This window comes from Rhodanobacter sp. C01 (genome assembly GCF_002001045.1).
Lineage (GTDB): Bacteria > Pseudomonadota > Gammaproteobacteria > Xanthomonadales > Rhodanobacteraceae > Rhodanobacter.
In genome coordinates this window covers 564,230-588,583 of the sequence record NZ_MUNR01000014.1, presented here as the reverse complement: position 1 = coordinate 588,583, position 24,354 = coordinate 564,230, and the positions used below count along the sequence as shown (strand labels likewise).

Genomic DNA, 24,354 nt, shown 5'->3' with positions numbered 1-24,354 from the left:
GAAACAAAGCTTGCAAGAGGTTTCGAACACTGGCAGCCAACTTTCCCGGCTCGCCCTGTCCCACGGCAAGCGCACCCGCCTGTGGCGGCTGCTGTACGGCCACGGCCCGCGCAACGGTAGCTTGCTGGTGCTGCCGCTTGACCAGGGACTGGAGCATGGTCCCACCGATTTCTTTCCCCACCCACCGGCCGTCGATCCGGGCTACCAGTTTGAGCTCGCCGCGGCCGGAGGATTTTCCGCCATCGCGCTGGGCATTGGCCTGGCCGAGAAGTACATGACCGATTACTGCGGCAAGGTGCCGCTGATCCTCAAGCTCAATGGCAAGACCAATATCGCCAGCGACGCCGAAGCCACCTCGCCGCTGTTCGCCTCGGTCGAGGATGCGGTGCGCCTCGGTGCCGACGCGGTGGGCTACACCATGTACGTGGGTTCGCCGCGCCAGCACGACGAGTTCCGCCAGTTCGAGAAGGTGCGCCAGGATTGCGAGCGCTTCGGCATGCCGCTGGTCATGTGGGCATACCCGCGTGGCAGCGCCGTCAACGCCAAGGGCGGCACGAATACCCTGTACGCGCAGGATTACGCGGCCCGCGTCGCGCTGGAGCTGGGGGCCGACATCGTCAAATTGCACGAGCCGAACGACAGCGTAGTCAATGTGCCATCGCCCTACGACAAGCTGCAAGAAGATGCCGGTGCTCGCTGCGCGCGCGTGGTGCGTTCGGCGGCCCGCACGATGGTGCTGTTCTCCGGCGGCGAGAAGAACGACGATGACGCAGCGGTGCTGCGCAAGGTCGAGTTCTACATGCAGTCCGGCGCCAATGGCGTGATGTTCGGACGCAACATGTGGCTGCGTCCGTTCGATCAGGCGGTGGCGTTGACGCGGCAGGTGCATGACATCATGGCGAAATATCCGCGCTGATCCACCTTTCGTGGGAGCGCACCCTGTGCGCGATGCTCTCTGTCTGGCACGTGACGAAGAGCATCGCGCACAGGGTGCGCTCCTACATACTCAAGGTCATTGAGCTGGTAATCATCGATGAACCAACACAACGCCTGTCTATGCTGCGCGCCGCCCACCGGCGCCGGCACGGTGCGTATCGAGGGCAGCAGCAAGAATCCGCTGCAGACCCGACCGGATGCCGGCAAGAGCGGCCTGCGGCTGAAGGACTTCCAGCCGCGCAGCATGCTGCGTGTACCGAAGACGCACATCGAACGGCCGCGTTTCCCGGTGATCGACGTGCACGCGCACCTGACCTGGTCCAGCAACGTGCGCAACGGCATTTCGGTGGGTGAAGAGATCACCCTGTTCGCCCGGCCCGAGGACCTGCTGCCGGTGATGGATCGCAAGGGCGTGCGCACCCTGGTGAACCTCACCGGCGGTGTCGGTGCCGGCCTGGAAAAAAGCATCCGCAGCTTCGACCAGGCGGCGCCGGGGCGTTTCCTCACGCTGACCGAGCCGTCGTACGAATATTTCCCCGAACCGAATTACGCGCAGTTGCAGGGCGATGCGATCGAGCATGCCAAGCGTGTAGGCGCACGTGGCTTGAAACTGCTGAAGACGCTCGGGCTGTATCTGCGCGAGCGGATCGACGAGGGCCCGCTGGTGGCGGTGGATGACCATCGCTTCGATCCGATGTGGGAGGCCTGCGCGGCAAACAACATGCCGGTGTTCCTGCATGTGTCCGATCCGGAGGCGTTCTTCCTGCCCACCGACGCGACCAACGAGCGCTACGAGGAACTCGCCAACCATCCGGACTGGTCGTTCTACGGCCCGGAGTTTCCCGGCAACGCGGAGTTGCTCGCCGCGCGCGACCGCATGATCGCGCGCCACCCGAAGACCACCTTCGCGCTGCTGCACGTGGGCAACAACGCGGAGAACCTGGCCGCCGTCGCCGCCTGCCTGGACCGCTACCCGAATACCGTGATCGACATCAGCGCGCGCGTCGGCGAGCTGGGTCGCCAGCCGCGCATCGCGCAGCGTTTCTTCGACCGCTACCAGGACCGCATCCTGTTCGGCACCGATGCGGTGCCCTCGCCTTGGGGCGACGACGTGCCGCAGCAGCTGTTCGGCGACGAGCTGTACGAGATCTACTACCGCTTTCTGGAAACCGAGGACGAGTACTTCGACTACGCGCCGGCACCAACGCCGCCACAAGGTCGCTGGTCGATCTACGGGCTGGGATTGTCGGACACGATTCTCCGCAAGATATACCATGACAACGCCGCCCGACTCCTGCATATCGACCCATGACCCAAGCCCCCATCGTTTCGCGCCGACTGCTGGTTGAAGAACGCCGCCGCCTGATCGTCGAACTGGTGGAACAACAGGGCCGCGCCACGGTGGAAGAACTGGCGACGCACTTCAACACCTCCACCGTGACGATCCGCGGCGATCTGGAGGCGCTCGCACGCAGCTCGGCAATCGCCCGTTCGCATGGTGGCGCGCTGCCGGTCTCGGCAGCCACGAATGACACGCCGCTCAACATCAAGGAAACCCGCTGGCACGCGCAGAAGCTGCGCATCGGCCAGGCCGCGGCGAAGATGATCCAGGATGGCGAAACGATCATCCTCGACTCCGGCTCGACCACGGTGGAGATCGCCCGGCAGATCCGTCAGATGAAGTTCGAATCGCTGACCGTGATCACCAATGCGTTGAACATCGCAATGGAATTGTCCGGACTGCCGCAGATCCGCGTGATGATGCTCGGTGGCCTGCTGCGGCAGACCTCGTATTCGCTGGTCGGCCCGGATGCCGAGCAGGCACTGGCGAAACTTTCCGCAGACCGGCTGTTCCTCGGCGTCGACGGACTCGATCCCGAGGTGGGTGTGACCACGCCGGATCCGCTCGAGGCGGCGCTGAATGCGCTGATGATCCGCGTCTCGCGCCAGACCATCGCCGTGCTCGATGCCAGCAAGCTGGGCCAGCGCAGCCTGTCGGTGATCACCCCGGTGCAGAACCTGCACATGGTGATCAGCGACAGCAGCGCCCCTGCCGAGACGGTCGAAACCCTGCGCGCAGCAGGCGTGCAAGTGCTGCTGGTATAACTTCTGCAGCTGGGTGCAGCAACCGCGCGCTCGGCGCATCGTCGACAGTCTGTCGCGATCAGAACGTCAGCTTGTAACTGACCATGGCCATGTTTCCGTCCTGATACTGGTCGTAGTCCTTTTCGAGATCCAGCTGCAGGCTGGACTTCTGCGAGAAGCTCCAGTTGAGCGACGTGGCTGCCACACCGCCGTAGCGTGACAGGCCGATACCGCCCACTGGCGCCCACTGCGTCAGCCCGGTGAAGCTGGCATCCGGGATCTCTCCGTGCATGGCCAGCGCACGCTGCCACAACAATCGGGTCTGCCACGTCAGCGTGGTGCCTCTATCGAGCAACCAGCGACGCATCGCACGCATGCCCAAACCAGCCTGCCAGCGCTCGATGTTCTGTGCATCGGACATCAGGCCGAAACCATCCGCACCACCCTCGTTGAAGCCATCACTCTGGATCTGCGCATACTGCAGGTTCACGTAGGGAGTCAGTTGCATGCCGCCAAGCATGAGGCGGTAGCCGCTCTCGCCATAGGCCAGACCGTAGCGGCCGTTGCTGTCGCTGAACACCCTGGAAAAATCATTGCCGAGCTCGAGCTCGCGCTGCATGTTCTCGCGATAGCTGCCGATGCCGAAACGCCCCATGGTGTACCAGTTCCCATCGACCACGCCGCCGTAGAGCATGCCTTCCAGCGCATGGCTGTTGCCCTGGTCGCCACTCTCGGCGAGGCGGCCCAGACCCTGACTCTGGCTTATGGCGTAACCCACCACGCCATTCGGGCCGAAGCGACTGTCCGCGCCGACCATAGTGCCACTCAGGTCATAGCCAACATCGCTGTAACCACTGCGTGACATGCTGCCCTCGGAACCCAGGTGCTGGGTCCAGCCACCCAACGTGGGTGCGTCGAGCAGCTGGTCGAAGCGACTGGATAATGCCTGGGTGCCTGCATCGATCGCCTCGAACGTCATCGCCGCGCTGGCTGCGTGCAACTGGCCCGACAAGGTGCTGAGCGAATTCTGCGCAGCAGCCAGGGTGGCCGATTGCTGCAGGCTCGCTGCACCAGCGAAGAAACCGCTTGCGACTGCGCTGGAAGTCGGTGTCAGCGTGCCCTGCGTGAGCTGGCTGTTGAGCTGGCCGAACGCACTCTGCACGCGCTGCGCGGCGCCGTAGGAGGCCGCCGTGTAACTCGCGCCCTGTATCGCGGTGACATTCACCTGTTGCACATCGAGCCACGCATCGTTGGCATCGTAGTTGAGCGTGGAGGTCAGCATCACATTGGACGCCGTGTTCAATGCCGAGAACGTGCCGGTGAGACCCCCGGCAGCGGTCAGCACATTGGTATGCGAGCTGATCACATAACCCGGATTGGTACCGATCACGTACAGATCACCGCCGCTCAGGCTGGCCGTGCCGGTGACGCTCAGCGCCGAACCCAGCGACACCGCCAGCCGGCCATTGCCCTGCTGCACGTAGTTGCCGCCGACGTTGACATTGTTGCCGCTGACGCCCAGCACGCCAGCATTGGTCACGCTGCCGCCGATGGTCTGGGTGCCGCTCAACGTGGCACCGGCGCTGATGCTCACGCTGGAAGCCAGCGAGATGGCAGTGAGCGTGCCACCCTGCACCTGGGTCAGGCCGGCATAGCTCGATGGCTGGGTCAGGTTGAGCGTGCCGGTGCCCTGCTTGATCAAGCCGCCAGCGCCGGAGATCGGGTTGTTCCAGCTGGAGTTGCCGCTGAAGCTGACCGTGACATCGCCCCAGTTGAATTGCTCGGGACCATTCACCGCCTTGCCGACATCCAGCTCGCCGTAACCGAAGGTCGGATTGGGTTGCGAACCACCCAGCGGATCGGCCGTGCCCAACAGGGTTTGGCGCACCAGGTCGTTGGTGAAATACGGGTAGGCCTGCCACACCAAGGCTGCCGCACCGGACACCTGCGGAGCGGCGAAGGAGGTACCCTCCACGATGTAATAGGTCGGATTGGTGGTGCTGGCGAGGGTGTCCTTGTCCAGCACGATCACGTCACCCGGCGCGGCCAGGCAGTAGTTCATCGCGATGCCGCACTTGTTCGAATAACCATCCAGCTGGGTCGGACTGTTGCTGTTGACCGCCACGGCGACCAGCCAGCCCTGCTGCAGCGCGGGATCGTTCGCAATCGAGGGCAGCGACGCGATCGTGCTCGGGTTAGCCGTCGAGTCGTTACCGGCGGCGAATACCACCAGTCCGCCGTGCTGTTCGACGAACGGTGCATACGCCGCATCGAAAGCAGCCGAGGTAACCGTGTCTGTACTGCTCCACGATATGCCACCCCAAGAGTTGTTCATGATCTGCACGCCGACGCTGATCAACTGTTGATTGACCTGCCCCAATGGCACGGCATCGGCTGAAGTTACCGTCGTGGGCGCGGTCGAACCATTATCATCCGGTGCGTTGTCGTCGATGATGCGCGCGGAGACCAGATCGGCGCCCGGCGCGATACCACCGGCAAACTGATCAAACGGGACGCCCGCAGCGATCTCGGACACCCAGGTGCCGTGTCCGACGACATCGGGAATGCTGGTGTTGTTGGTCGATGGATCGACGTCAATGAATTCGTCCAACACCCGTCCAGCGACGGCGGGATTGTTCGGCATGATGCCGCTATCCACGACGCCGATGATGACGCCCGCACCGGTATAACCCTGATTGTGTGCGGCGTAGGTGTTGGTGATCGAGAGCTGGGCATCGATCGGTGGCTGCGGCACCGTCGACGACGGTGGCGTAGTCGATGTGGTCGGCGTGGGCTTGACGTTGCCACCACCTCCACCGCAAGCACCCAAACCAAGTGCCATGGCCACCACCATGGCCACTTCACGACGCCGCAACCCGGAATCGAGCGTTTTCATGATGCACCCCGCTACCGCACCCCGAACCCGGTATCACGCGCATGCCGGACGCACGGGATACCTCCCCGTGCCCATCTTGGCACAACGAAAACGCAATGAAATGCGGCGCAAAACCGTCCGGCACGCCATGCCGCCCGATTTGCCGTGGTTTGCAACGGGCTGCGATAATCGGGAGGTTATCCACCAGGCTTTCACGCCTCTATAGCATTGCAAGCGGAGTTACTCATGTCGGATGTCAGCGTCGTCATCGCCGGAGCCAAGCGCACGGCCATCGGCTCCTTCCTCGGTCAGTTCACCGGCGTCCCCACACCGAAACTTGGCGCCACGGCCATTCGTGCCGCACTGGAACAATCCGGGGTCGCACCCGCCGATGTCAGCGAGGTGATCATGGGCTGCGTGCTGCCGGCCAACCTGGGCCAGGCACCCGCACGCCAGGCCTCGCTGGGCGCTGACCTGCCGGCCAGCGTCGGCTGCACCACGATCAACAAGGTGTGCGGTTCGGGCATGAAGGCGATCATGCTGGGCCACGACCTGATCAAGGCCGGTTCAGCTGCCGTGGTGGTGGCAGGCGGCATGGAATCGATGACCAATGCACCGCACATGGTCAACGCGCGCACTGGCATTCGCTATGGCGACGGCCAACTGGTCGATCACATGGCGTGGGATGGCCTGACCAATCCCTATGACGGCAAGGCGATGGGCGTGTTCGGCGAGCTGTGCGCGGACAAGTACCACTTCAGCCGCGAAGAACAGGATGCGTTCGCGATCGAATCGGTGAACCGGGCCAAGGCCGCGCAACAGAACGGTGCTTTCGCCGGCGAGATCGTGCCGGTCACGGTAAGCGGTCGCAAGGGCGACGTGCAGGTGGATACGGACGAGCAGCCGGGCCGTTCCGACATCGCCAAGATCCCGACGCTGAAACCAGCCTTCCGCAAGGAGAACGGCACCATCACCGCGGCCAGCTCGTCCAGCATCTCCGACGGCGCCGCCGCACTGGTGCTTCTGTCGGCCGACGACGCGAACAAGCGCGGTCTGAAGCCACTGGCCCGGATCGTGGCCCATGCCACCCATTCGCAGGAGCCGGAGTGGTTCACCACCGCGCCGGTCGGCGCCATCCAGAAGGTGCTGGACAAGGCCGGTTGGAAAGTCAGCGATGTCGACCTGTTCGAAGTCAACGAGGCCTTTGCGGTGGTCGCCATGACCCCGATGAAGGAACTCGGCATTGCGCACGACAGGCTCAACGTCAATGGCGGTGCCTGTGCGCTGGGCCACCCGATCGGCGCCAGCGGTGCCCGCCTGGTGGTGACCCTGCTCAACGCCCTGAAAACGCGTGGCCTCAAGCGTGGTGTTGCCAGCCTGTGCATCGGCGGCGGCGAGGCCACCGCCATCGCGGTGGAGTGCCTCGACTGAACCCGGGGGCAGCGCACCATTTGTTGGCCGCATCATGGCCGCTTAAATCGGCATTTAACGTGTACTGAAGCGCCACTATAAAAAATGTGGCGCAATTTCCGCGAAAGCGTTATTAATACACGGCCAAATGGCATTCCACGGCATAGGAGATCCACCATGAAGTTTACGCGTACCCTTCTCGCCTCCGCGCTCGTCGCGTTGCTGGCGGCTTGCAGCAACGGCGCGCAGGATTCCGCGCAGGACGCCCAGAAGTCGGCTGACACCGCTCAGCAGGCTGCTGATACGGCGCAGAAGGCTGCTGCCGCAGCAACCGCTGCTGCTCCGGCCTCCACCGCTGCCGCTCCGGCTGCTGCTCCGGCTTCCACCGCCGCCGCTCCGGCTTCCACCGCTGCTGCTCCGGCTGCCGCCGGCACCGCCCCGAGCGCTGCCGACGCCATGAAGAGCGCTGCCGGCAACGCTGCTGACGCTGCCAGCAAGGCTGCCGACGCTGCCAAGGACGCCGCTGGCGCCGCAAAGGATGCAGCTGCCAAGGCGAAGGACGCCGCGGGTCACTGAACCCGTCAGGCTTCCATGAAAACCGGCCGCCCTGTGCGGCCGGTTTTTTTTCGCCCGCCTTCCGGCACGGCCGCATTTCGGATCCCTCCAAACCACCGCTATCATCGGTGGTTTGTCCATGCCGACAGAGTCAAATCCATGAGCGTCATCACCTCGCAAATCGATTCCCGTTCGCCCGAGTTCCAGGCCAGCAGCGCGCAATTGCGTGCCGTGGTCGACGATCTGCAGCGTGAACTGGCGCGTAGTGCCGAAGGCGGCGGCGCCGGGGCTCGCGAGAAGCACATCGCGCGCGGCAAGCTGCTGCCGCGCGAACGCATCCGCGCCCTGCTCGATCCGGGTTCACCCTTCCTCGAACTGTCTGCACTGGCCGCGCACGGCATGTACGACGATGCGGCACCCTCGGCGGGCGTGATCACCGGCATCGGCCGGGTCAACGGCCTCGAGGTGGTGGTGGTGGCGAACGACGCCACCGTAAAGGGCGGCACGTATTTTCCGATGACGGTGAAGAAACACCTGCGCGCGCAGGAAGTGGCGCTGGAAAACCACCTTCCCTGCATCTACCTGGTCGACTCCGGTGGTGCCTTCCTGCCGCTGCAGGACGAGGTGTTCCCGGACAAGGAACACTTCGGGCGGATCTTCTACAACCAGGCGCGCATGTCAGGGCTCGGCATCCCGCAGATCGCCGTGGTAATGGGTTCGTGCACCGCTGGTGGCGCCTACGTGCCGGCGATGAGCGACGAGACGATCATCGTGCGCGAACAGGGCACGATCTTCCTCGGTGGACCGCCGCTGGTGAAGGCCGCCACCGGCGAGGTGGTCGATGCCGAGACGCTTGGCGGCGCGGACGTGCATACCTCCATCTCGGGCGTGGCCGATCACTACGCGGAGAACGACGCACATGCGCTCAGCATCGCGCGCGACATCGTGGCCAGCCTGAACCGCAAAAAGGACATGCCACTGGCGCTGCGCACGCCGGTCGAGCCGAAGTATCCGGCCGAGGAGCTCTACGGCGTGATCCCGCAGGATACCCGTCGCCCGTTCGATATCCGTGAGGTGATCGCACGCATCGTCGACGGCTCCGAGTTCCACGAGTTCAAGGCACGCTACGGCAAGACCCTGGTCACCGGCTTCGCACATATCCACGGTTATCCGGTGGGCATCATTGCCAACAACGGCATCCTGTTCGCCGAAAGCGCGCTCAAGGGCGCGCACTTCATCGAGCTGTGCAACCAGCGCAACGTGCCGCTGGTGTTCCTGCAGAACATCACCGGCTTCATGGTCGGCAAGAAATACGAGCAGGCTGGCATCGCGAAGGACGGCGCCAAGATGGTCACCGCGGTGGCCTGTTCACACGTGCCGAAATTCACCGTGGTGATCGGCGGCAGCTTCGGCGCCGGCAATTACGCGATGTGCGGCCGCGCGTATGGTGCCCGCTTCCTGTGGATGTGGCCGAACGCGCGCATCAGCGTGATGGGGGGTGAGCAGGCAGCATCAGTGCTTGCCACGGTCAAGCGCGACGGTATCGAGGCAAGTGGGAAGACGTGGAGTGCCGAAGAGGAAGAAGCGTTCAAGGCACCGATCCGCGACCAGTACGAACGCCAGGGCCATCCGTATTACGCCAGCGCAAGGCTGTGGGACGACGGCATCATCGATCCGGCCGATACACGCCGCGTGCTTGGGCTGGCGATCTCGGCGTCGCTCAACGCACCGATCGAACCACAGCGTTACGGCGTGTTCCGCATGTAGGAGAGCGTGAGGTTGCGGGGAATCAATTCACCGCAACCCTGGCTTCACTTCAGGCTCGCGGCTCCTGGCCACGCAAGCGCACGTCGCCGGGCAGCATATCGATCCGCTCCACGCTGGCCTCGCGCTGGGACTCGAAGAAGCGCTGCACCTGCTGACAGACCGCCATGGTGTTCTCGCGGGCGATCGCCGAGACCAGGAACCACGGCTGGGTCCAGCCAAGCTCGGCAACGATCCTTTCCGCGACCGCCGTGCGCTCGTCCTCGGCCAGCATGTCGGCCTTGTTCAGCACCAGCCAGCGCGGACGCTCCAGCAGTTCCGGGTTGAACTTGGCCAGCTCCTGCTCGATCGCCCGTACCTGCCCGGCCGGATCCGTATCGTCGATCGGCGCGATATCGACCAGGTGCAGCAGCAGGCTGGTGCGCGCCACGTGGCGCAGGAACTGGATGCCCAGCCCGGCGCCGTCGGCTGCACCCTCGATCAGGCCGGGGATGTCGGCGATCACGAAGCTCTGGTCGGTGCCGAGGCTGACCACGCCGAGGTTCGGATGCAGCGTGGTGAACGGGTAATCCGCCACCCGCGGGGTCGCCGCGGAAACCGCACGGATGAAGGTGGATTTGCCGGCATTCGGAAAACCGAGCAGTCCCACGTCAGCCAGCAAGCGCAACTCCAGTTTCAGCTCGCGCACTTCGCCCGGCGTACCCGGCGTGGCCTTGCGCGGCGCCCGGTTCACCGACGTCTTGAAATGGATATTACCCAGGCCGCCCTTGCCACCCTGCGCCACCAGCATGCGCTGGCCATGGCCGGTGAGGTCGCCGATCACCTCGTCGGTATCGACATTGGTGATCATGGTGCCGACCGGCACGCGGATGGTCGTGTCTTCGCCGCCCTTGCCGTACATCTGGCTGCCCATGCCGTTCTCACCGCGCTGGGCCTTGAAGCTGCGCTGGTGGCGGAAATCGACCAGGGTGTTGAGGCCTTCGTCGGCCACCAGCCAGACCGAGCCGCCATAGCCGCCATCACCGCCATCGGGGCCACCGAACGGAATGAACTTCTCGCGGCGGAAGCTGATGCAGCCATTGCCACCATCACCGGCCAGGACTTTGATATTGGCTTCGTCGACGAATTTCATGATGGTGGATCCGGCACTATTGAATATCTGCAGAAGGATAGCCGAGTGGCTCCCTCACGAACGACAAATCGGCAGGAGTGCCGATTTGCACGATGCTACGGCCCGACGGGCGAGACACATGGGTGCCGAAACGAAAAGCCCCGCCGAAGCGGGGCCCTCGCTCTCGCATCGCGAAAGGCTTACGCCTGCACGACGTCGACGAAACGGCGGTTCTTGTCGCCGCGAACGGCGAACTGGACGGTACCGTCGACCAGCGCGAACAGCGTGTGGTCACGACCCAGGCCGACGCCGGTACCCGGATGGAACTGGGTGCCGCGCTGACGCACGATGATGTTGCCGGCTTCGATGGCCTGGCCACCGTAGATCTTGACGCCGAGGTATTTCGGGTTCGAATCGCGACCGTTGCGGCTGGAACCTACGCCTTTTTTATGTGCCATGACTCAATGCTCCAGTGCTCAGGCGTTGATGCCTGTGATCTCGATTTCGGTGAAATGCTGACGGTGACCCTGCTGACGCTTGTAATGCTTGCGGCGGCGGAACTTGATGATGCGGATCTTGTCGGCACGGCCGTGCTTGCGGACGGTGGCGCTGACGGTGGCGCCGTCCACGATCGGCGCACCGACGGTGACCGACTCGCCGGAACCGACCAGCAGCACCTGGTCGAAGCTCACGGTGGCGCCTTCTTCGGCGGTCAACAGCTCCACGCGCAGCACGTCGCCCTGCTGCACACGGTACTGCTTGCCACCGGTCTTGATGACTGCATAACTCATGGGAATGCCCTTCTGTCGTTATTCTCTTGGGTATCGCCATGACCAATTCAGGTCTGGCGAACCGCGGATTATAGCGACCCTCCTGTGCACTGGTCAAATACTGACCACTCCTGCCTGAAAACCCCCAGCCTGCAGGCAGGAAGCCAGCTGGCTCAATGCCTGGAAGCCGGTGGCGGTGCCGGCGGTGAGCCGACAGCCGGACAACGTCCCTGCGCATTGAGCGTTCCCTTGAGCTGCAGCTCGCTCATCATCTGCATGCCACGTTCCCGCCCCCACTCCTGACCGCCATGCATGGCCTCGGCCATCGTCACCGGCATCTGGGCGATCACCTTCTGGCCCAGTGGCGACTGGTAGAACCTGAGCAGCCCGGCCACATCCTCCGCCGTGAAGTGGTTCTGATAAATGGGCACCATGCGGGCCATTATCTGCTCCGTGCTGTTGGCGTCCAGGAAGTTCTGCCAGTAGGAAGCAGGCACGCAAGGCAGAACCGTGGACATCTGCTTGGACAATGACTCGCCTATCTGCGCGGCCATCTGGCCGAACGCCTGGCTCAAATGCATCACTTCGAACAACTGGCGTACCTGCTGATCGGTGGGTTGCGCGGCCAGCGCCTGTCCCGTCGTCCCGCATGCCAGCAGCACTGCCGCCGCAAATCCGGCCCACTTGCGCATCACCATCTCTCAATCCCCCGTGAAACCAGCCCCCATGGCCAGAACGGCCATTTAGCCATAGCCGCGTCGGCATGCAAACCCGCGGATTCCGGCTTTCCCATCGGCTTCATTACCTGAATTATCGAAACTCCTTGGTATAGTAAACAATCCTCCCCACATCATGGCGTCATGGACACCATACGCATCCGCGGCGCACGCACGCACAACCTCAAGAACATCGACCTCGACCTGCCACGCGACAAGCTGATCGTGATCACCGGCCTGTCCGGCTCGGGCAAGTCATCGCTGGCGTTCGACACGATTTATGCCGAGGGCCAGCGGCGTTATGTCGAGTCGTTGTCGGCATATGCGCGCCAGTTCCTGTCGATGATGGAAAAACCCGACGTAGACCACATCGAGGGTCTGTCGCCGGCGATATCGATCGAGCAGAAATCCACCTCGCACAACCCACGCTCGACCGTGGGCACGATCACCGAGGTCTACGACTACCTGCGCCTGCTGTACGCCCGCGTCGGCACGCCACGCTGCCCCGATCATGGCATCCCGCTGGAGGCACAGACGGTCAGCCAGATGGTCGACGCCACGCTGGCACAGGATCCGGAAAAGCGCTTCATGCTGCTGGCGCCGGTGATCCGCGAGCGCAAGGGCGAGCACGTGCAGGTGTTCGACCAGCTGCGCGCGCAGGGTTTCGTGCGGGCGCGTGTCGATGGCACGGTGTACGACCTGGACGCCGTGCCACCGCTGACGCTACGCCAGAAGCACACCATCGAGGTGGTGATCGATCGCTTTCGCCCGCGCGACGACATCAAGCAGCGGCTGGCCGAATCGTTCGAGACCGCGCTGCGGCTTGGCGATGGGCTGGTGATCCTGGCCGACATGGATGGCGGCCCCGAGCAGATGCTGTCATCGCGCTACTCCTGTCCCGTATGCGATTACTCGCTGCCCGAACTGGAACCCCGCCTGTTCTCGTTCAACTCGCCGGTTGGCGCCTGCCCTTCGTGCGATGGCCTCGGCGTGACCCAGGTATTCGATGCCGCGCGCGTGGTCGGTCATCCGGAACTGCCGCTATCCGGTGGCGCGGTGCGCGGCTGGGACCGGCGCAATGCGCACTACTTCCAGCTGATCCTGTCGCTGGCGGCGCACTACGGTTTCGACGTCGACACACCGTGGCAGAAACTTCCGGCGGACGTCCAGAAGGCCGTGCTGTACGGCAGCGGCAAGGACAAGATCGCGTTCCGCTACATCACCGAGCGCGGCGGCAAGGTCACCCGCGAGCACCCGTTCGAAGGCATCCTGCCGAACCTGGATCGGCGCTACAAGGAAACCGAATCCCCGGCCGTGCGCGAGGAGCTGGCCAAGTACATCAGCGACCAGCCCTGCCCGACCTGCGAAGGACAGCGCCTGAACCGCTCCGCGCGCAATGTATTCGTTGCCGATCATGCGCTGCCCTCGTTGACCCACCGCTCGATCGATGATGCGCTGGCGTTTTTCGCCGATCTCAAACTGGCTGGCTGGCGCGGCGAGATCGCGGTGAAGATCATCAAGGAGATCCGTGAGCGGCTGACCTTCCTCAACGACGTCGGCCTGAACTACCTCACGCTGGATCGTCAGGCCGATTCGCTCTCCGGTGGCGAGGCGCAACGCATCCGACTGGCTTCGCAGATCGGTGCCGGCCTGGTTGGCGTGATGTACGTGCTGGACGAACCGTCGATCGGCCTGCACCAGCGCGACAACGAACGCCTGCTTGGCACACTCACGCGTCTGCGCGATCTCGGCAACACGGTGATCGTGGTCGAGCACGACGAGGACGCGATCCGCATGGCCGACCATGTGCTCGATATCGGCCCCGGTGCCGGCGTGCACGGTGGCGAGATCGTGGCGCAGGGCTCGGTGCAGGACATGCTCGATTCGCCGCGCTCGATCACCGGCCGGTTCCTGTCCGGCGCACGTGCGATCGAAGTGCCGACCGTGCGCCGCCAGCCCGCCGACGCCGATGCATGGCTGCACCTGAAAGGCGCCAGCGGCAACAACCTGAAAAATGTCGACCTGGCAATTCCGGCTGGTCTGTTCACCTGCATCACCGGCGTCTCCGGCTCGGGCAAATCGACCCTGGTCAACGATACCTTGTTCCGCCTCGCCGCCACCGAACTGAACGGCGCCAGCACGCAGCCGGCCGCGTACAAGTCGGTTACTGGCATGGATCTGTTCGACAAGGTGGTCGACATCGACCAGTCGCCGATCGGCCGCACGCCACGCTCCAACCCGGCCACCTATACCGGCCTGTTCACCCCGCTGCGCGACATGTTCTCGCAGGTGCCGGAAGCGCGTTCGCGCGGCTACACACCGGGCCGCTTCAGCTTCAACGTGCGCGGCGGTCGCTGCGAGGCTTGCGAAGGCGACGGCATGATCAAGGTGGAGATGCATTTCCTGCCCGACGTCTACGTGCCCTGCGACCTCTGCCACGGCAAGCGCTACAACCGCGAGACGCTGGAGATCCACTACAAGGGCCATACGATTGCCGACGTGCTCGACATGACGGTGGAGGACTCGCTGAAGCTTTTCGAGAATGTGCCGACCATCGCGCGCAAGCTCGATACGCTGCGCGCCGTGGGCCTCGATTACATCAAGCTCGGCCAGAGCGCGACCACGCTCTCGGGTGGTGAAGCGCAACGCGTGAAGCTGTCCAAGGAGCTGTCCAAGCGTGATACCGGGCGCACCCTGTACATCCTCGACGAGCCGACCACCGGGCTGCACTTCCACGACATCGAGCAACTGCTCGACGTGCTGCATCAACTGGTCGATCAGGGCAACACGGTCGTGGTTATCGAGCACAATCTCGACGTGATCAAGACCGCCGACTGGGTCGTCGATCTCGGCCCCGAAGGTGGCGCTGGCGGCGGTCGCATCCTGGTTGCCGGTACCCCGGAAACCGTGGCGGCCAGCGCCGAATCACATACCGGTCATTTCCTGGCGCCACACCTGAAACCGGCCAAGCCGAAAAAGCCCGACGCCGCCAAGCGCGTCAAGGCCGCCACCAAGCACATCGCCTCGGCCGACAAGTACAAGCCGATGCGCGGAAAGAAGAAGAGTTCATGAGTCCACGCAAGTCCACCACGCAAGCCAAGCTTGCTGAAGCCCCCGTAGCGAACGAAGCCACCGGAACCGCTGATGCCACGTCGAAAGGCGGCAGCGATGCCGCTTTGTTCGTCGCTACACTCGACGTGCGCTGGCGCGACCTGGATGCCTTCAACCACGTCAACAATGCCAACTACCTCACTTACCTGGAAGAGGCGCGACTGCAGTGGCTGAAGGGTGTACGCGAGTGGTTCAGCGAGACCGCGATGCCAGTGCTGGCCGCCAGCACGCTCAATTACCGCCAGTCAATCGCATGGCCGGCCTCGCTGCACATCGAACTGCGCCGCGAGCGGCTGGGCAACAGCTCGATCACGCTTGCCCATCGCATCGTCGATGCGGATGACACCAGCCGCCTCTACTGCGACGGCCACGTGGTGCTGGTGTGGATGAATCCGATAACCGGCAAGCCGGTGAGCCTGCCGGAGGCGATTCGCGTGGCAGCCAACGAACACAAGAGCGACTGAACGCGGTCAGTGAAGGTGGAAACCTGCGCTGGAACCATCGACATACTGCGTGCACGTGTCGTCGCTATGATGGCTACCAGCCCTCACGATGGAGTTCGCCCGATGACGACATCACATTGCTCCGCCCTGGCCTTCGCCTGTGTTGCTGCTTTTGCAGGCATGTCACCGGCGCATGCCGCCGACGGCACTGCAGTCACCCTTTATCGGAGCGACAGCGCCGCGCTGTATGCCAGCACTGGCGAAGGCAACGTCGCCGAAGGCTACGCGGTGGTGCGCGAACAGCGTGCGCTGACCCTGGCTGCTGGCATCCATGATGTGGTGATTGGTGACCTTCCGATCTTTCTCGATCCCGAATCGCTCGCACTCGGCTTTCCCGGCGGGAATGCCACGGTCATCTCGCAGCGCCTGCTACTGGCGCAGGGACAGAACGCTGCGCTGACCGGTCTGGTTGGCCACACGGTCGACGTGCTCGGCGACAATGGCCAGCCGCTGGCCAGCGGTACCCTCCTGCGTGCCGGCGATGGACTGCTGGTGCGCGACCATGATGGCAACACCTCGCTGGTCCGACAATTTGCCGCCGTGCGCACTCCAGGCGGTGACTTCCCCACCGGCGCCAGCCTGAGCCTGCGGGTGGATGCAATGCACTCCGGCCTGACGCCTGCCGTGCTCAGCTACCCCACCTCCGGCCTCGGCTGGCGCGCCGCCTATGTGGCGACACTGCAGCCAGGCACAACCTGCCGCATGCAGTTCGAATCCCGTGCCAGCATCGCCAATCGCAGTGGTCGCGACTGGCGTGACACGAAGCTGACCCTGGTTGCCGGCGAGCCGAATTTTGCCAAGGCATCGGGACCGCGCCCAGTCATGATGACGTTTGCAGCCAAGGCGGCCCCAGCGCTGCCTGAGCAATCCACGTTGGCCGACTATCGCACCTATGCTCTGCCCGCCACGGTCGACCTGCCCGACGGCAGCGTCAGTCAGGTGCCGCTGTACGCCACCCGCACATTGGATTGCGAGCGCACGGCGCTGTACGAAAACGGCGGCAGCTTCCAGCCGCAGCAACCGATGCTGGAGCGGGATTTCAACGTGGGTGGTAGCAGCGCCATCATCAGCACCCTGAAGCTGCAGGCGTTCGACAGCCTGCCGGCCGGCTATCTGCGTGTGCTGACCGCCGACAAAAACGGTACGCCACAATTCATCGGCGAAGGTCGCATCGACGACACGCCCAAAGGCAACGACGCAAGCATCACCCTGGGTACCGCGTTCGACCTGCGCGCCGAGCGCACGCGCACCGGCTTCAGCGTGGACAAGTCTGGTCGCACGCTGGACGAAGCCTTCCGCATCGACCTGAGCAATGCGGGCGACCATCCACGCACGGTGACCGTGCGCGAACACCCCAGCCGCTGGCGCCAGTGGACGCTGGTGTCATCCAGCAACAAGCCCAGCCAGCAGACACCGGACACACTGGAGTTCCGCATCGAGGTGCCAGCCAACGGCAAGACCACGCTGGACTATGCAGTGCGTTACAGCTGGACTGCCGACGAACAACCGCAATGACCACACCCCGGAGTTCATCATGCTCAACCTGACCAACCACGACGGCATCCGCGAGATCCAGCTGGCACGGCCACCGGTCAACGCCTTGAACCTGGAGTTGCTGCGCGCTCTGCGCGCCGCAGTGGACGACAGCGTCCGCGATGGCGTGCGCGGCATCGTGCTGTCCGGCGCGCAAGGCCTGTTCTCGGCCGGCGTCGACGTACCGTCCCTGCTCGGTCGCGACCGGGCAGGCGTCCGCGAATACTGGCGCGAATTCTTTGCCGTGTGCGCCACCCTCGCGCGTGCACCGATTCCGCTGGTGGCCGCGATCACCGGTCACAGCCCGGCCGGCGGCGCCGTGCTGGCCTTGTTCTGCGACTATCGGGTGATGGCCGAAGGCCCGTACCGGATCGGCCTCAATGAGGTGCAGGTTGGCCTGATCGTGCCCGAAGCGATCCAGCTGGCGCTGCGCCGCGTGGTCGGCACCTATCGTGCCGAACGGTTGCTGGTCGCCGGTGCCATGATCGAGTCGGCAGAAGCTCTTGCCTGTGGCTTTGTGGACGAACTCACCAGCGTCGACCAGGTCAGCACGCGCGCGCTGCACTGGCTGGGTGAACTGCTGGCGCTGCCATCCCACGCGATGCTCGCTACCCGCACTCTGGCGCGTGCCGATCTCGCCGCTGCCTATGCCAATCCCGATGCATTGCCGCTGGACGATTTCGTCGAGGCGTTCTTCCATCCGCAGACACAGGCTGTATTGCAGAAGTTGGTGGCACGACTCAAGAGCAAGGGTTGATGCGTGCCACGCGTCAGCCCTTCGCCACCGGTCGTGACGGATCGTTGACCCAGCCACTCCACGACGGCGCGTACAGCCGCGAACCATGCAGCCCAGCATGTTCCATCGCCAGCAGGTTGTGACAGGCAGTTACGCCGGAACCGCACATGTGCACCACCTGCGTGGGCGCAGTCGAACCCAGCACCGCGACGAACTCGTCGCGAAGTTGTGTCGCCGGCTTGAAGCGGCCGTCACTGCCCAGGTTGTCGGCGAACGGTCGGTTCAATGCGCCAGGCACATGACCGCCGATCCGATCCAGCGGCTCGACATCGCCGCGGTAACGCGGTGCCGCGCGGGCATCCAGCAATTGGCCGGCAGCACCATCCAGCAACGTGGCGTGATCCAGCAGCAACTGGCTCGCGTCATAGCGCAGGGACACCTGGCTTGCCGGCCGTGCAACCGGCTCGCCGGTCTCGACCGGCAGGCCTGCCGCCAACCACGCAGCATAACCACCATCCAGCACGGCGACCCGGTGCACGCCGATCAGCCGCAGCAGCCACCACAGTCGCGCCGCGGCCAGCGCGCCAGCGGCCGTGTCATAGCAGACAACCTGCAAGCCCGGATGCCAGCCCCAGCGCGACAACAGCGCGTTGAATGCCGACTCCAGCGGCAACGGGTGCCGGCCCAGTCCTTCGGCTTGGCGCGACAGATCGGACAGGTCGTGATCGAGGCTGGCGTAGACCGCACCGGGGATATGTCCCTCCAGATAGTCACGCCCACCGTTGCCCGGATCGACCAGGTCGAAACGGCAATCGACGATGAGCACGTCGTGCGTCGCCAAGGTAGCCAGCTCTGATGCGTCAATCAGGGTGGTTTTAAGTGTCATGTCCGTCCCATCCTCTGCAGCAGGTTGAACAGCATCGCCGCGGTGGCGCCCCAGATGCGATGGCCGCCGTGGACGAACTCCACCATGGGTCGGTGATGGCCGCGGAATTCCATCGTGTAGCGGCGCAGGTTCGCAGGCTCCAGGAAAAACGCCAGCGGCACCTCGAACACTTCAGCCACCTCATCCGGTGCCGGATACAGCTGCGCTTCGGTGGCGATGTTCGCCACCACCGGGGTAATGCAATAGCCGCTGATCGTCTCGAAGCTGTCCAGATAACCCAGCGGCGTCACCAGCGCAGGATCAAGGCCGATTTCCTCCTTGCTCTCGCGCAAGGCCGTGGTCAGCGCATCACCGCCATCGGCCGGATCGCTGCGACCACCCGGAAACGCCACCTGACCGGCATGCGACTGCAGCTGATCGGTACGCACGGTGAGCACCAGCCTAGGCTGCACACCCTCGCGAAATCCGACCAGCACGGCAGCCGGCTGGCGCTGCGTATTGCCGAGCAGCTCGATCATGTCCGCGTGATTCCAGCCCGGTGCCGTCGGTGGCGACGACAGCGGACGCAATGCCTTGACCAGCGCCTCCATCATGCAGGTTCACGCGTTGGCAGGATCACCTGCATGACGTAGCGCCGCTCTGCATCGCTCATCACGCGCCAGCGACCGATCTCCTCGCCGGTGCGCAGGCAGCCCACACAATAACCGCGATCATCCAACCGGCAGATGCCAATGCAAGGGGTCAGCGGGGGAGTTTCAGAAAGGTTTGGCTCGTTCGGCATGCCTGGTCATGTTACCACCGGCATGCATCAGGGCCTGGCCGGATTCGACTGGATCTCGAGCAACTGGATCTCGAACAGCAGTGCCTCGTTCGGGCCGATTCGTGGAAGCTGACCTTCTGCGCCATAGGCCAGTTGCGGCGGAATCACCACCTTCCAGCGATCGCCCACATGCATGCGCGGGATCACGTCGCGCCAACCGGGAATGACTCCGTCCACCTCGAAACTCACTGGCGCGCCATGCGCCCAGGTGCTGTCAAACTCGGTACCGTCGATCAGCATGCCGCGATAGTTCACCACCACCCTGCTCGTCACGGTCGGGCTGACCGTGCCGGAGCCCTTGCTCAGCACTGCGTACTGGATACCCGAGGGCAGTTGCACCACGCCCGGCTGTAGCCGGTTGCGCGCCATGAAGTCGGCACTCTTGCGCGCGTTGGCCTCGGCGATACGCTTGAATTCGGCCAGCGCATCGGCATGCATCTGGTGCTCGAGACTCCGCAGCTGCTCATGCATGTCCTGCATCGACACGCTGGGATTGCGCTTGGCATACGCATCCTGGATCGCCCGAAGCAGGACAGGTATGTCCACATCCGGCCGGCCATCGGCGAACTGGCTGCCGATCTGGTAGCCGATCGCGTATGAAAGCTTGTTCTTGTCCAGCTTCACCGGTGCGTCAGCCGGTGCGCGATCCTGTGCATGCGCCACACCGCCCAGCAGCAACAGGCCGAGCAGTACGCAACGCAGATGTGTCATGCCTGTCTCCATCGAGTCCTACTCTATCGCAACTGTCGATCCGGACGGTCCATCCTAAGCGGTTCGCCGGATTCCTGCAGCGGTGGCCGCACGTGGCATGAGAAACCCGCTGGCGACAAAGGTTCCCGCTGCTACCATCGCGTCCTTGCAATCATCGGGAGCCGTTCATGGCCTATCGCAACCTCGAAACCAGCAACCGTGAGGCAGTACGCACGATTACCGTCAATCGCCCGGACAAGCTCAACGCACTTGACCGCGACACGCTCAATGAGCTGACCCTCGCCTTCGCGCAGGCCGCACAGGACGACAGCGTGCGTGTGGTGGTGCTGGCAGGTGCCGGCGAGAAGGCGTTTGTCGCCGGTGCCGATATTGCCGAGATGAACGGTTACACGCCGGTGCAGGCGCAGGGCTTTTCGCGTACCGGCCAACGCCTGATGAGTTCGATCGAACGCCTGGGCAAGCCGGTGATCGCACGCATCCAGGGTTTTGCACTTGGCGGCGGCATGGAACTGGCGATGGCCTGCCATCTGCGCGTGGCCAGCGAGAAGGCGAAGTTCGGCCAGCCCGAAATCAATCTCGGCCTGATCCCGGGCTTCGGCGGCACCCAGCGCCTGCTGCGCCTGGCAGGGCGCGGTGCGGCGCTGGAGCTGTGCCTGACCGGGGCCGTGATCAATGCACAGCGTGCCTACGAACTGGGTGTTGTCACCCGAGTGGTCGCAGCCGATGTGCTGGACGAGACAGTCAACGCCCTAGCCGACCAGCTCGCCGCGGCTGCACCACTGGCTGCTGCCGGCATTCTGGATGCCGTGCTGCAGGGCGGCGAGACCGGTATCGATCAGGGGCTGGAGTTCGAGACCCAGGGTTTTGCGCTGGCGTTCTCGACCGAGGATATGCGCGAGGGAACCTCGGCATTTCTGGAAAAGCGCAAGGCCGCATTCAAGGGAAACTGAGTCGCACCATGCATGACAAGCAAGAGCAGCGCGTTTGATTTGATCGCGGCGAGACGCCGCGATCAGGCGATCAATGCTCCCCGCGATACTTCTTCTCGCCCGCCGTGATGCGCAGGTCCAGCCGATTCTCCGGCGGTGCCAGCGGGCAGGTGGCAAACGGTGTGAACGCGCATGGCGGGTTGTAGGCCTCGTTGAAATCGAGGATCACCTTGCCGTCCTTCGGCAACGCCGCATAAAGGAAACGCGCCGCGCCATAGGTCTCCTTGCCTGAAGTGCGATCGGCGATCACGAAGAACAGATCGCCACCCGGCTCTTCCTGATAGGGCAGCAATTCATAGGTGTGGCCGTCGTGCTGGAACACCGCCTTGCCCGGCACGTCGACCTTGTCGATCGTGCCGATCACCGAGCCGATCTCCAGTTTGTGCGGCGGATCGAACGGCACCCAGGTGGCGACGATGTGCCAGGACGGATCGATCGGAAAGTAATCGATACCGAGGAAATTCCTGCGTGTGGCCGCATCGCTGTCCTTGACGCGCAGCGCCTTGCGGCCGTCGCGGTCGATCACGTAGAAGTTCGCCGCACCGAAACTCACCAGGGTCGGTGACGCATCTCCGGTAGCATGTGCATCGTCGATCAGGACCGCCTCGGTCGCAGTCTTGCCGTCAATCGTGGCTGCACTGTCCTTCGCCAGCACAATGTGCAGATCGCCATTCTTCGCCCACGTCACCGTACCGAGGTGCGCCGGCCCTGCCTTGAGCACGATGTCGTTGTCGGCCGCACTGCCAACGCGATTGACGCCTTCCTTCAGCCACTCCAGACCGATCAGGCTCAACCATCCGTCCGGTGCAGTGAGCCGATCCAAACGGCCATTGCGCCATTGCTGGATCTGCTGTTCATAGGTCGCCACGGGGGCTGGTGCAGGTGTGTCTGCGTGCACGGCTACAACTCCGGAAAACAGGGCAAGAACGACAATCGCGTGACGCAACATGGGAAGGATCCGCGCATGGCAGGAGCCCCGAGTATCGCCGTCCGTTTGCTCACAGGGCAAGCAGCAGCGTCAGCGGCCACGCATGAACAGTCTGTCGAGTTCGGCCACGCTCAGCTGCACCCAGGTCGGACGGCCGTGGTTGCATTGTCCGGAGCGCTCGGTCACTTCCATCTCGCGCAGCAAGGCATTCATTTCGGGGATCGTCAGGCGTCGTCCGGCACGAACCGAACCGTGGCACGCCATGGTCGAAAGCAGCTCGTTCTCCAGCTCCTGCAGGCGGCGCGAACTACCGTGCTGGGCCAGCTCGGACAGCACGTCGCGGCTGAGCTGGCCCACGTCGGCGCCTTCCAGCAGCGCCGGAATACGTCGTACCACGATCGTCGCCGGGCCGCTGCGCGACAGCTCCAGACCCCACTCGGCCAGCGCTTCGGCATGTTCTTCAGCCGCAGCGGCCTCCTTGGCACTGACCGCGATGCTGAGCGGTACCAGCAGCATCTGCGAACGCAGGTTGCTGCAGGCGCGGCCGGATTTCAGTTTCTCGTAGGTGATCCGCTCATGCGCCGCATGCATGTCCACCAGCACCAGGCCGTGCGCATTCTCGGCCAGCACGAAGATGCTTTTCAGCTGGGCGATTGCGAAACCGAGCGGTGGCGTCTCGCCCTCTTCCGTCGCCGGCAGCGGCACATGCGTAACCGATGATCCCGACGATTCACCAAGCAGAGCGGCATAACCGGCCAGCGGCGCTTCGCGGACGCCCAGGCTCAGCCGGCTCTGGCTGAACGGACCGGGCCATGCCGGCGCGCTGGATGACGCAGGTGCCGTAGCGGCGTACGACTCGTGCGAAGCGAGTGTCGGCTCGGTCGTCGGCAGGGTGTTCGAGCCTGCGCGCGTCTGCGCCAGCGCTTCATGCAGGGTACGGAACAGGAAATCGTGCACCAGCCGTTGCTCGCGGAAACGCACCTCGTGCTTGGCCGGATGCACGTTCACGTCGACACCGGCCGGATCAAGTTCCAGATACAGCACGAAGGCTGCGTGGCGTCCATGGAACAGCACGTCGGTATAGGCTTGGCGCACCGCGTGGGCGACGATGCGATCGCGCACCAGCCGGCCGTTGACATAGAAATACTGTGAGTCGGCCTGCGCGCGCGACGCGGTCGGCAGACCGACCCAGCCGGACAGATGCAGGCCGGCCATGGCGTGATCGATGCGCAGGCTCTGCGCCGGAAATTCCTCGCCAAGCACCTCGGCCACCCGTTGCAACTCTGCCTGCTCGTCGCGGGCAGCCTTCCACACGCGTACCGGTTTGCCGTTGTGGCTGAGCCGAAATTCCACCGAGCCGCGCGCCAGCGCCAGCGATTTCAGCAGATCGTCAATATGCGCGAATTCGGTGCGCTCGGCGCGCATGAATTTCCGCCGAGCCGGCACGTTGTAGAACAGATCGCGCACTTCCACGCTGGTGCCCCGTGGATGCTGTGCCGGGCGTGCTGCCTGCACCTTGCCGCTGTCGACCTCGATGCGGAACGCGGCATCCTGCCCGGGTGTCCGTGAGGTCAGCACGAAGCGCGACACCGACGATACCGAGGCCAGTGCCTCACCGCGGAAGCCCATGCTGGCGACGTGTTCCAGGTCGTCGAAGCTGCCGATCTTGCTGGTCGCGTGCGAGGCAACCGCCAGCGGCAGTTCATCGACATGGATGCCGCCGCCATCGTCGCGTACGCGGATCAGCCGCGCGCCGCCGGCCTCGATATCCACCTCGATCCGGCTCGCGCCCGCATCGAGGCTGTTCTCGACCAGTTCTTTCACCACTGACGACGGACGCTCGATGACCTCGCCGGCGGCGATCTGGTTGATGAGTTCGGGAGGGAGTACGCGGATCACAGTCATCCGCGAACTT

General features: G+C 64.1%; 20 protein-coding genes and 1 pseudogene. 11 read left to right on the top strand and 10 right to left on the bottom strand.

The genetic code is table 11. The features are described 5' to 3' along the window. Window positions 1-10: 10 nt before the first annotated feature. From B0E50_RS16860 to agaR, 3 genes are all read left to right on the top strand, one after another. On the top strand, window positions 11-916 hold the full coding sequence (locus B0E50_RS16860; protein WP_254427321.1) for a fructose-bisphosphate aldolase: 906 nt from the start codon (window positions 11-13) through the stop codon (window positions 914-916). A gap of 117 nt (window positions 917-1,033) precedes the next feature. Further along, window positions 1,034-2,248 (top strand): amidohydrolase family protein, encoded by a 1,215-nt coding sequence (locus tag B0E50_RS16855; protein WP_077442460.1) that lies wholly within the window; start codon window positions 1,034-1,036, stop codon window positions 2,246-2,248. Continuing rightward, window positions 2,245-3,042: a transcriptional repressor AgaR gene (agaR, locus tag B0E50_RS16850; protein WP_077442459.1), complete on the top strand. Its 798-nt coding sequence runs from the start codon at window positions 2,245-2,247 to the stop codon at window positions 3,040-3,042. Before B0E50_RS16855 ends, agaR begins: the two co-directional genes overlap by 4 nt. A gap of 58 nt (window positions 3,043-3,100) precedes the next feature. Here agaR and B0E50_RS16845 read toward each other — a convergent pair whose 3' ends face one another. After that, window positions 3,101-5,917 carry a S8 family serine peptidase gene (locus B0E50_RS16845; RefSeq protein WP_077442458.1) on the bottom strand — a complete coding sequence of 939 codons (2,817 nt, stop codon included), beginning with the start codon at window positions 5,915-5,917 and terminating at the stop codon, window positions 3,101-3,103. 225 nt (window positions 5,918-6,142) lie between these two features. On the opposite strand from B0E50_RS16845, the gene B0E50_RS16840 reads away from it, so the two are divergent. The 3 genes from B0E50_RS16840 (at window position 6,143) to B0E50_RS16830 (ending at window position 9,628) form a co-directional block, all read left to right on the top strand. Next, a complete protein-coding gene (locus B0E50_RS16840) occupies window positions 6,143-7,327 on the top strand; it encodes an acetyl-CoA C-acyltransferase (RefSeq protein ID WP_077442457.1) in 1,185 nt (394 codons plus the stop codon). Window positions 7,328-7,483: 156 nt separating this feature from the next. Continuing rightward, a complete protein-coding gene (locus B0E50_RS16835) occupies window positions 7,484-7,882 on the top strand; it encodes a hypothetical protein (RefSeq protein ID WP_077442456.1) in 399 nt (132 codons plus the stop codon). 138 nt (window positions 7,883-8,020) lie between these two features. Then, window positions 8,021-9,628: a carboxyl transferase domain-containing protein gene (locus tag B0E50_RS16830; RefSeq protein ID WP_077442455.1), complete on the top strand. Its 1,608-nt coding sequence runs from the start codon at window positions 8,021-8,023 to the stop codon at window positions 9,626-9,628. Between the two features lie 49 nt (window positions 9,629-9,677). Here B0E50_RS16830 and cgtA read toward each other — a convergent pair whose 3' ends face one another. The 4 genes from cgtA to B0E50_RS16810 form a co-directional block, all read right to left on the bottom strand. Then, window positions 9,678-10,757 (bottom strand): Obg family GTPase CgtA, encoded by a 1,080-nt coding sequence (gene cgtA / locus B0E50_RS16825; RefSeq protein ID WP_077442454.1) that lies wholly within the window; start codon window positions 10,755-10,757, stop codon window positions 9,678-9,680. A 179-nt stretch (window positions 10,758-10,936) separates the two neighbouring features. After that, entirely contained in the window at window positions 10,937-11,194 is a 258-nt protein-coding gene (gene rpmA, locus B0E50_RS16820) for a 50S ribosomal protein L27 (RefSeq protein WP_077442453.1), read from the bottom strand. 18 nt (window positions 11,195-11,212) lie between these two features. Then, the gene (rplU, locus tag B0E50_RS16815; RefSeq protein WP_077442452.1) at window positions 11,213-11,527 is read right to left on the bottom strand and encodes a 50S ribosomal protein L21; all 315 of its coding nucleotides are present in this window, start codon (window positions 11,525-11,527) and stop codon (window positions 11,213-11,215) included. 152 nt (window positions 11,528-11,679) lie between these two features. Continuing rightward, window positions 11,680-12,204, bottom strand: a complete 525-nt coding sequence (locus B0E50_RS16810; RefSeq protein ID WP_254427320.1) for a DUF2059 domain-containing protein — start codon at window positions 12,202-12,204, stop codon at window positions 11,680-11,682. Window positions 12,205-12,366: 162 nt separating this feature from the next. Between B0E50_RS16810 and uvrA the strand changes: the two genes are divergently transcribed. From uvrA to B0E50_RS16790, 4 genes are all read left to right on the top strand, one after another. Beyond that, on the top strand, window positions 12,367-15,294 hold the full coding sequence (uvrA, locus tag B0E50_RS16805) for an excinuclease ABC subunit UvrA (RefSeq protein WP_077442451.1): 2,928 nt from the start codon (window positions 12,367-12,369) through the stop codon (window positions 15,292-15,294). Beyond that, window positions 15,291-15,797, top strand: a complete 507-nt coding sequence (locus tag B0E50_RS16800) for a thioesterase family protein (protein ID WP_077442450.1) — start codon at window positions 15,291-15,293, stop codon at window positions 15,795-15,797. Before uvrA ends, B0E50_RS16800 begins: the two co-directional genes overlap by 4 nt. A 102-nt stretch (window positions 15,798-15,899) precedes the next feature. Then, a complete protein-coding gene (locus B0E50_RS16795; protein WP_077442449.1) occupies window positions 15,900-17,351 on the top strand; it encodes a DUF4139 domain-containing protein in 1,452 nt (483 codons plus the stop codon). Between the two features lie 19 nt (window positions 17,352-17,370). Next, entirely contained in the window at window positions 17,371-18,126 is a 756-nt protein-coding gene (locus B0E50_RS16790) for an enoyl-CoA hydratase/isomerase family protein (RefSeq protein WP_077442448.1), read from the top strand. A gap of 13 nt (window positions 18,127-18,139) precedes the next feature. Here B0E50_RS16790 and B0E50_RS16785 read toward each other — a convergent pair whose 3' ends face one another. From B0E50_RS16785 to B0E50_RS16775, 3 genes and pseudogenes are all read right to left on the bottom strand, one after another. Continuing rightward, the gene (locus B0E50_RS16785; RefSeq protein ID WP_077442447.1) at window positions 18,140-18,991 is read right to left on the bottom strand and encodes a sulfurtransferase; all 852 of its coding nucleotides are present in this window, start codon (window positions 18,989-18,991) and stop codon (window positions 18,140-18,142) included. Further along, window positions 18,988-19,772 (bottom strand): annotated as a pseudogene (locus B0E50_RS16780) (DUF1289 domain-containing protein). The gene B0E50_RS16785 and the pseudogene B0E50_RS16780 overlap by 4 nt, the downstream one beginning before the upstream one ends. Before the next feature lie 27 nt (window positions 19,773-19,799). Continuing rightward, complete coding sequence (locus B0E50_RS16775) at window positions 19,800-20,522, bottom strand: FKBP-type peptidyl-prolyl cis-trans isomerase (RefSeq protein WP_077442446.1); 723 nt, start codon at window positions 20,520-20,522, stop codon at window positions 19,800-19,802. Window positions 20,523-20,689: 167 nt separating this feature from the next. On the opposite strand from B0E50_RS16775, the gene B0E50_RS16770 reads away from it, so the two are divergent. Continuing rightward, window positions 20,690-21,472 carry an enoyl-CoA hydratase-related protein gene (locus B0E50_RS16770; RefSeq protein ID WP_077442445.1) on the top strand — a complete coding sequence of 261 codons (783 nt, stop codon included), beginning with the start codon at window positions 20,690-20,692 and terminating at the stop codon, window positions 21,470-21,472. 70 nt (window positions 21,473-21,542) lie between these two features. Here B0E50_RS16770 and B0E50_RS16765 read toward each other — a convergent pair whose 3' ends face one another. Continuing rightward, complete coding sequence (locus B0E50_RS16765) at window positions 21,543-22,460, bottom strand: DUF1684 domain-containing protein (protein ID WP_077442444.1); 918 nt, start codon at window positions 22,458-22,460, stop codon at window positions 21,543-21,545. Between the two features lie 69 nt (window positions 22,461-22,529). Beyond that, entirely contained in the window at window positions 22,530-24,344 is a 1,815-nt protein-coding gene (gene mutL, locus B0E50_RS16760; protein ID WP_077442443.1) for a DNA mismatch repair endonuclease MutL, read from the bottom strand. Window positions 24,345-24,354: the final 10 nt, after the last annotated feature.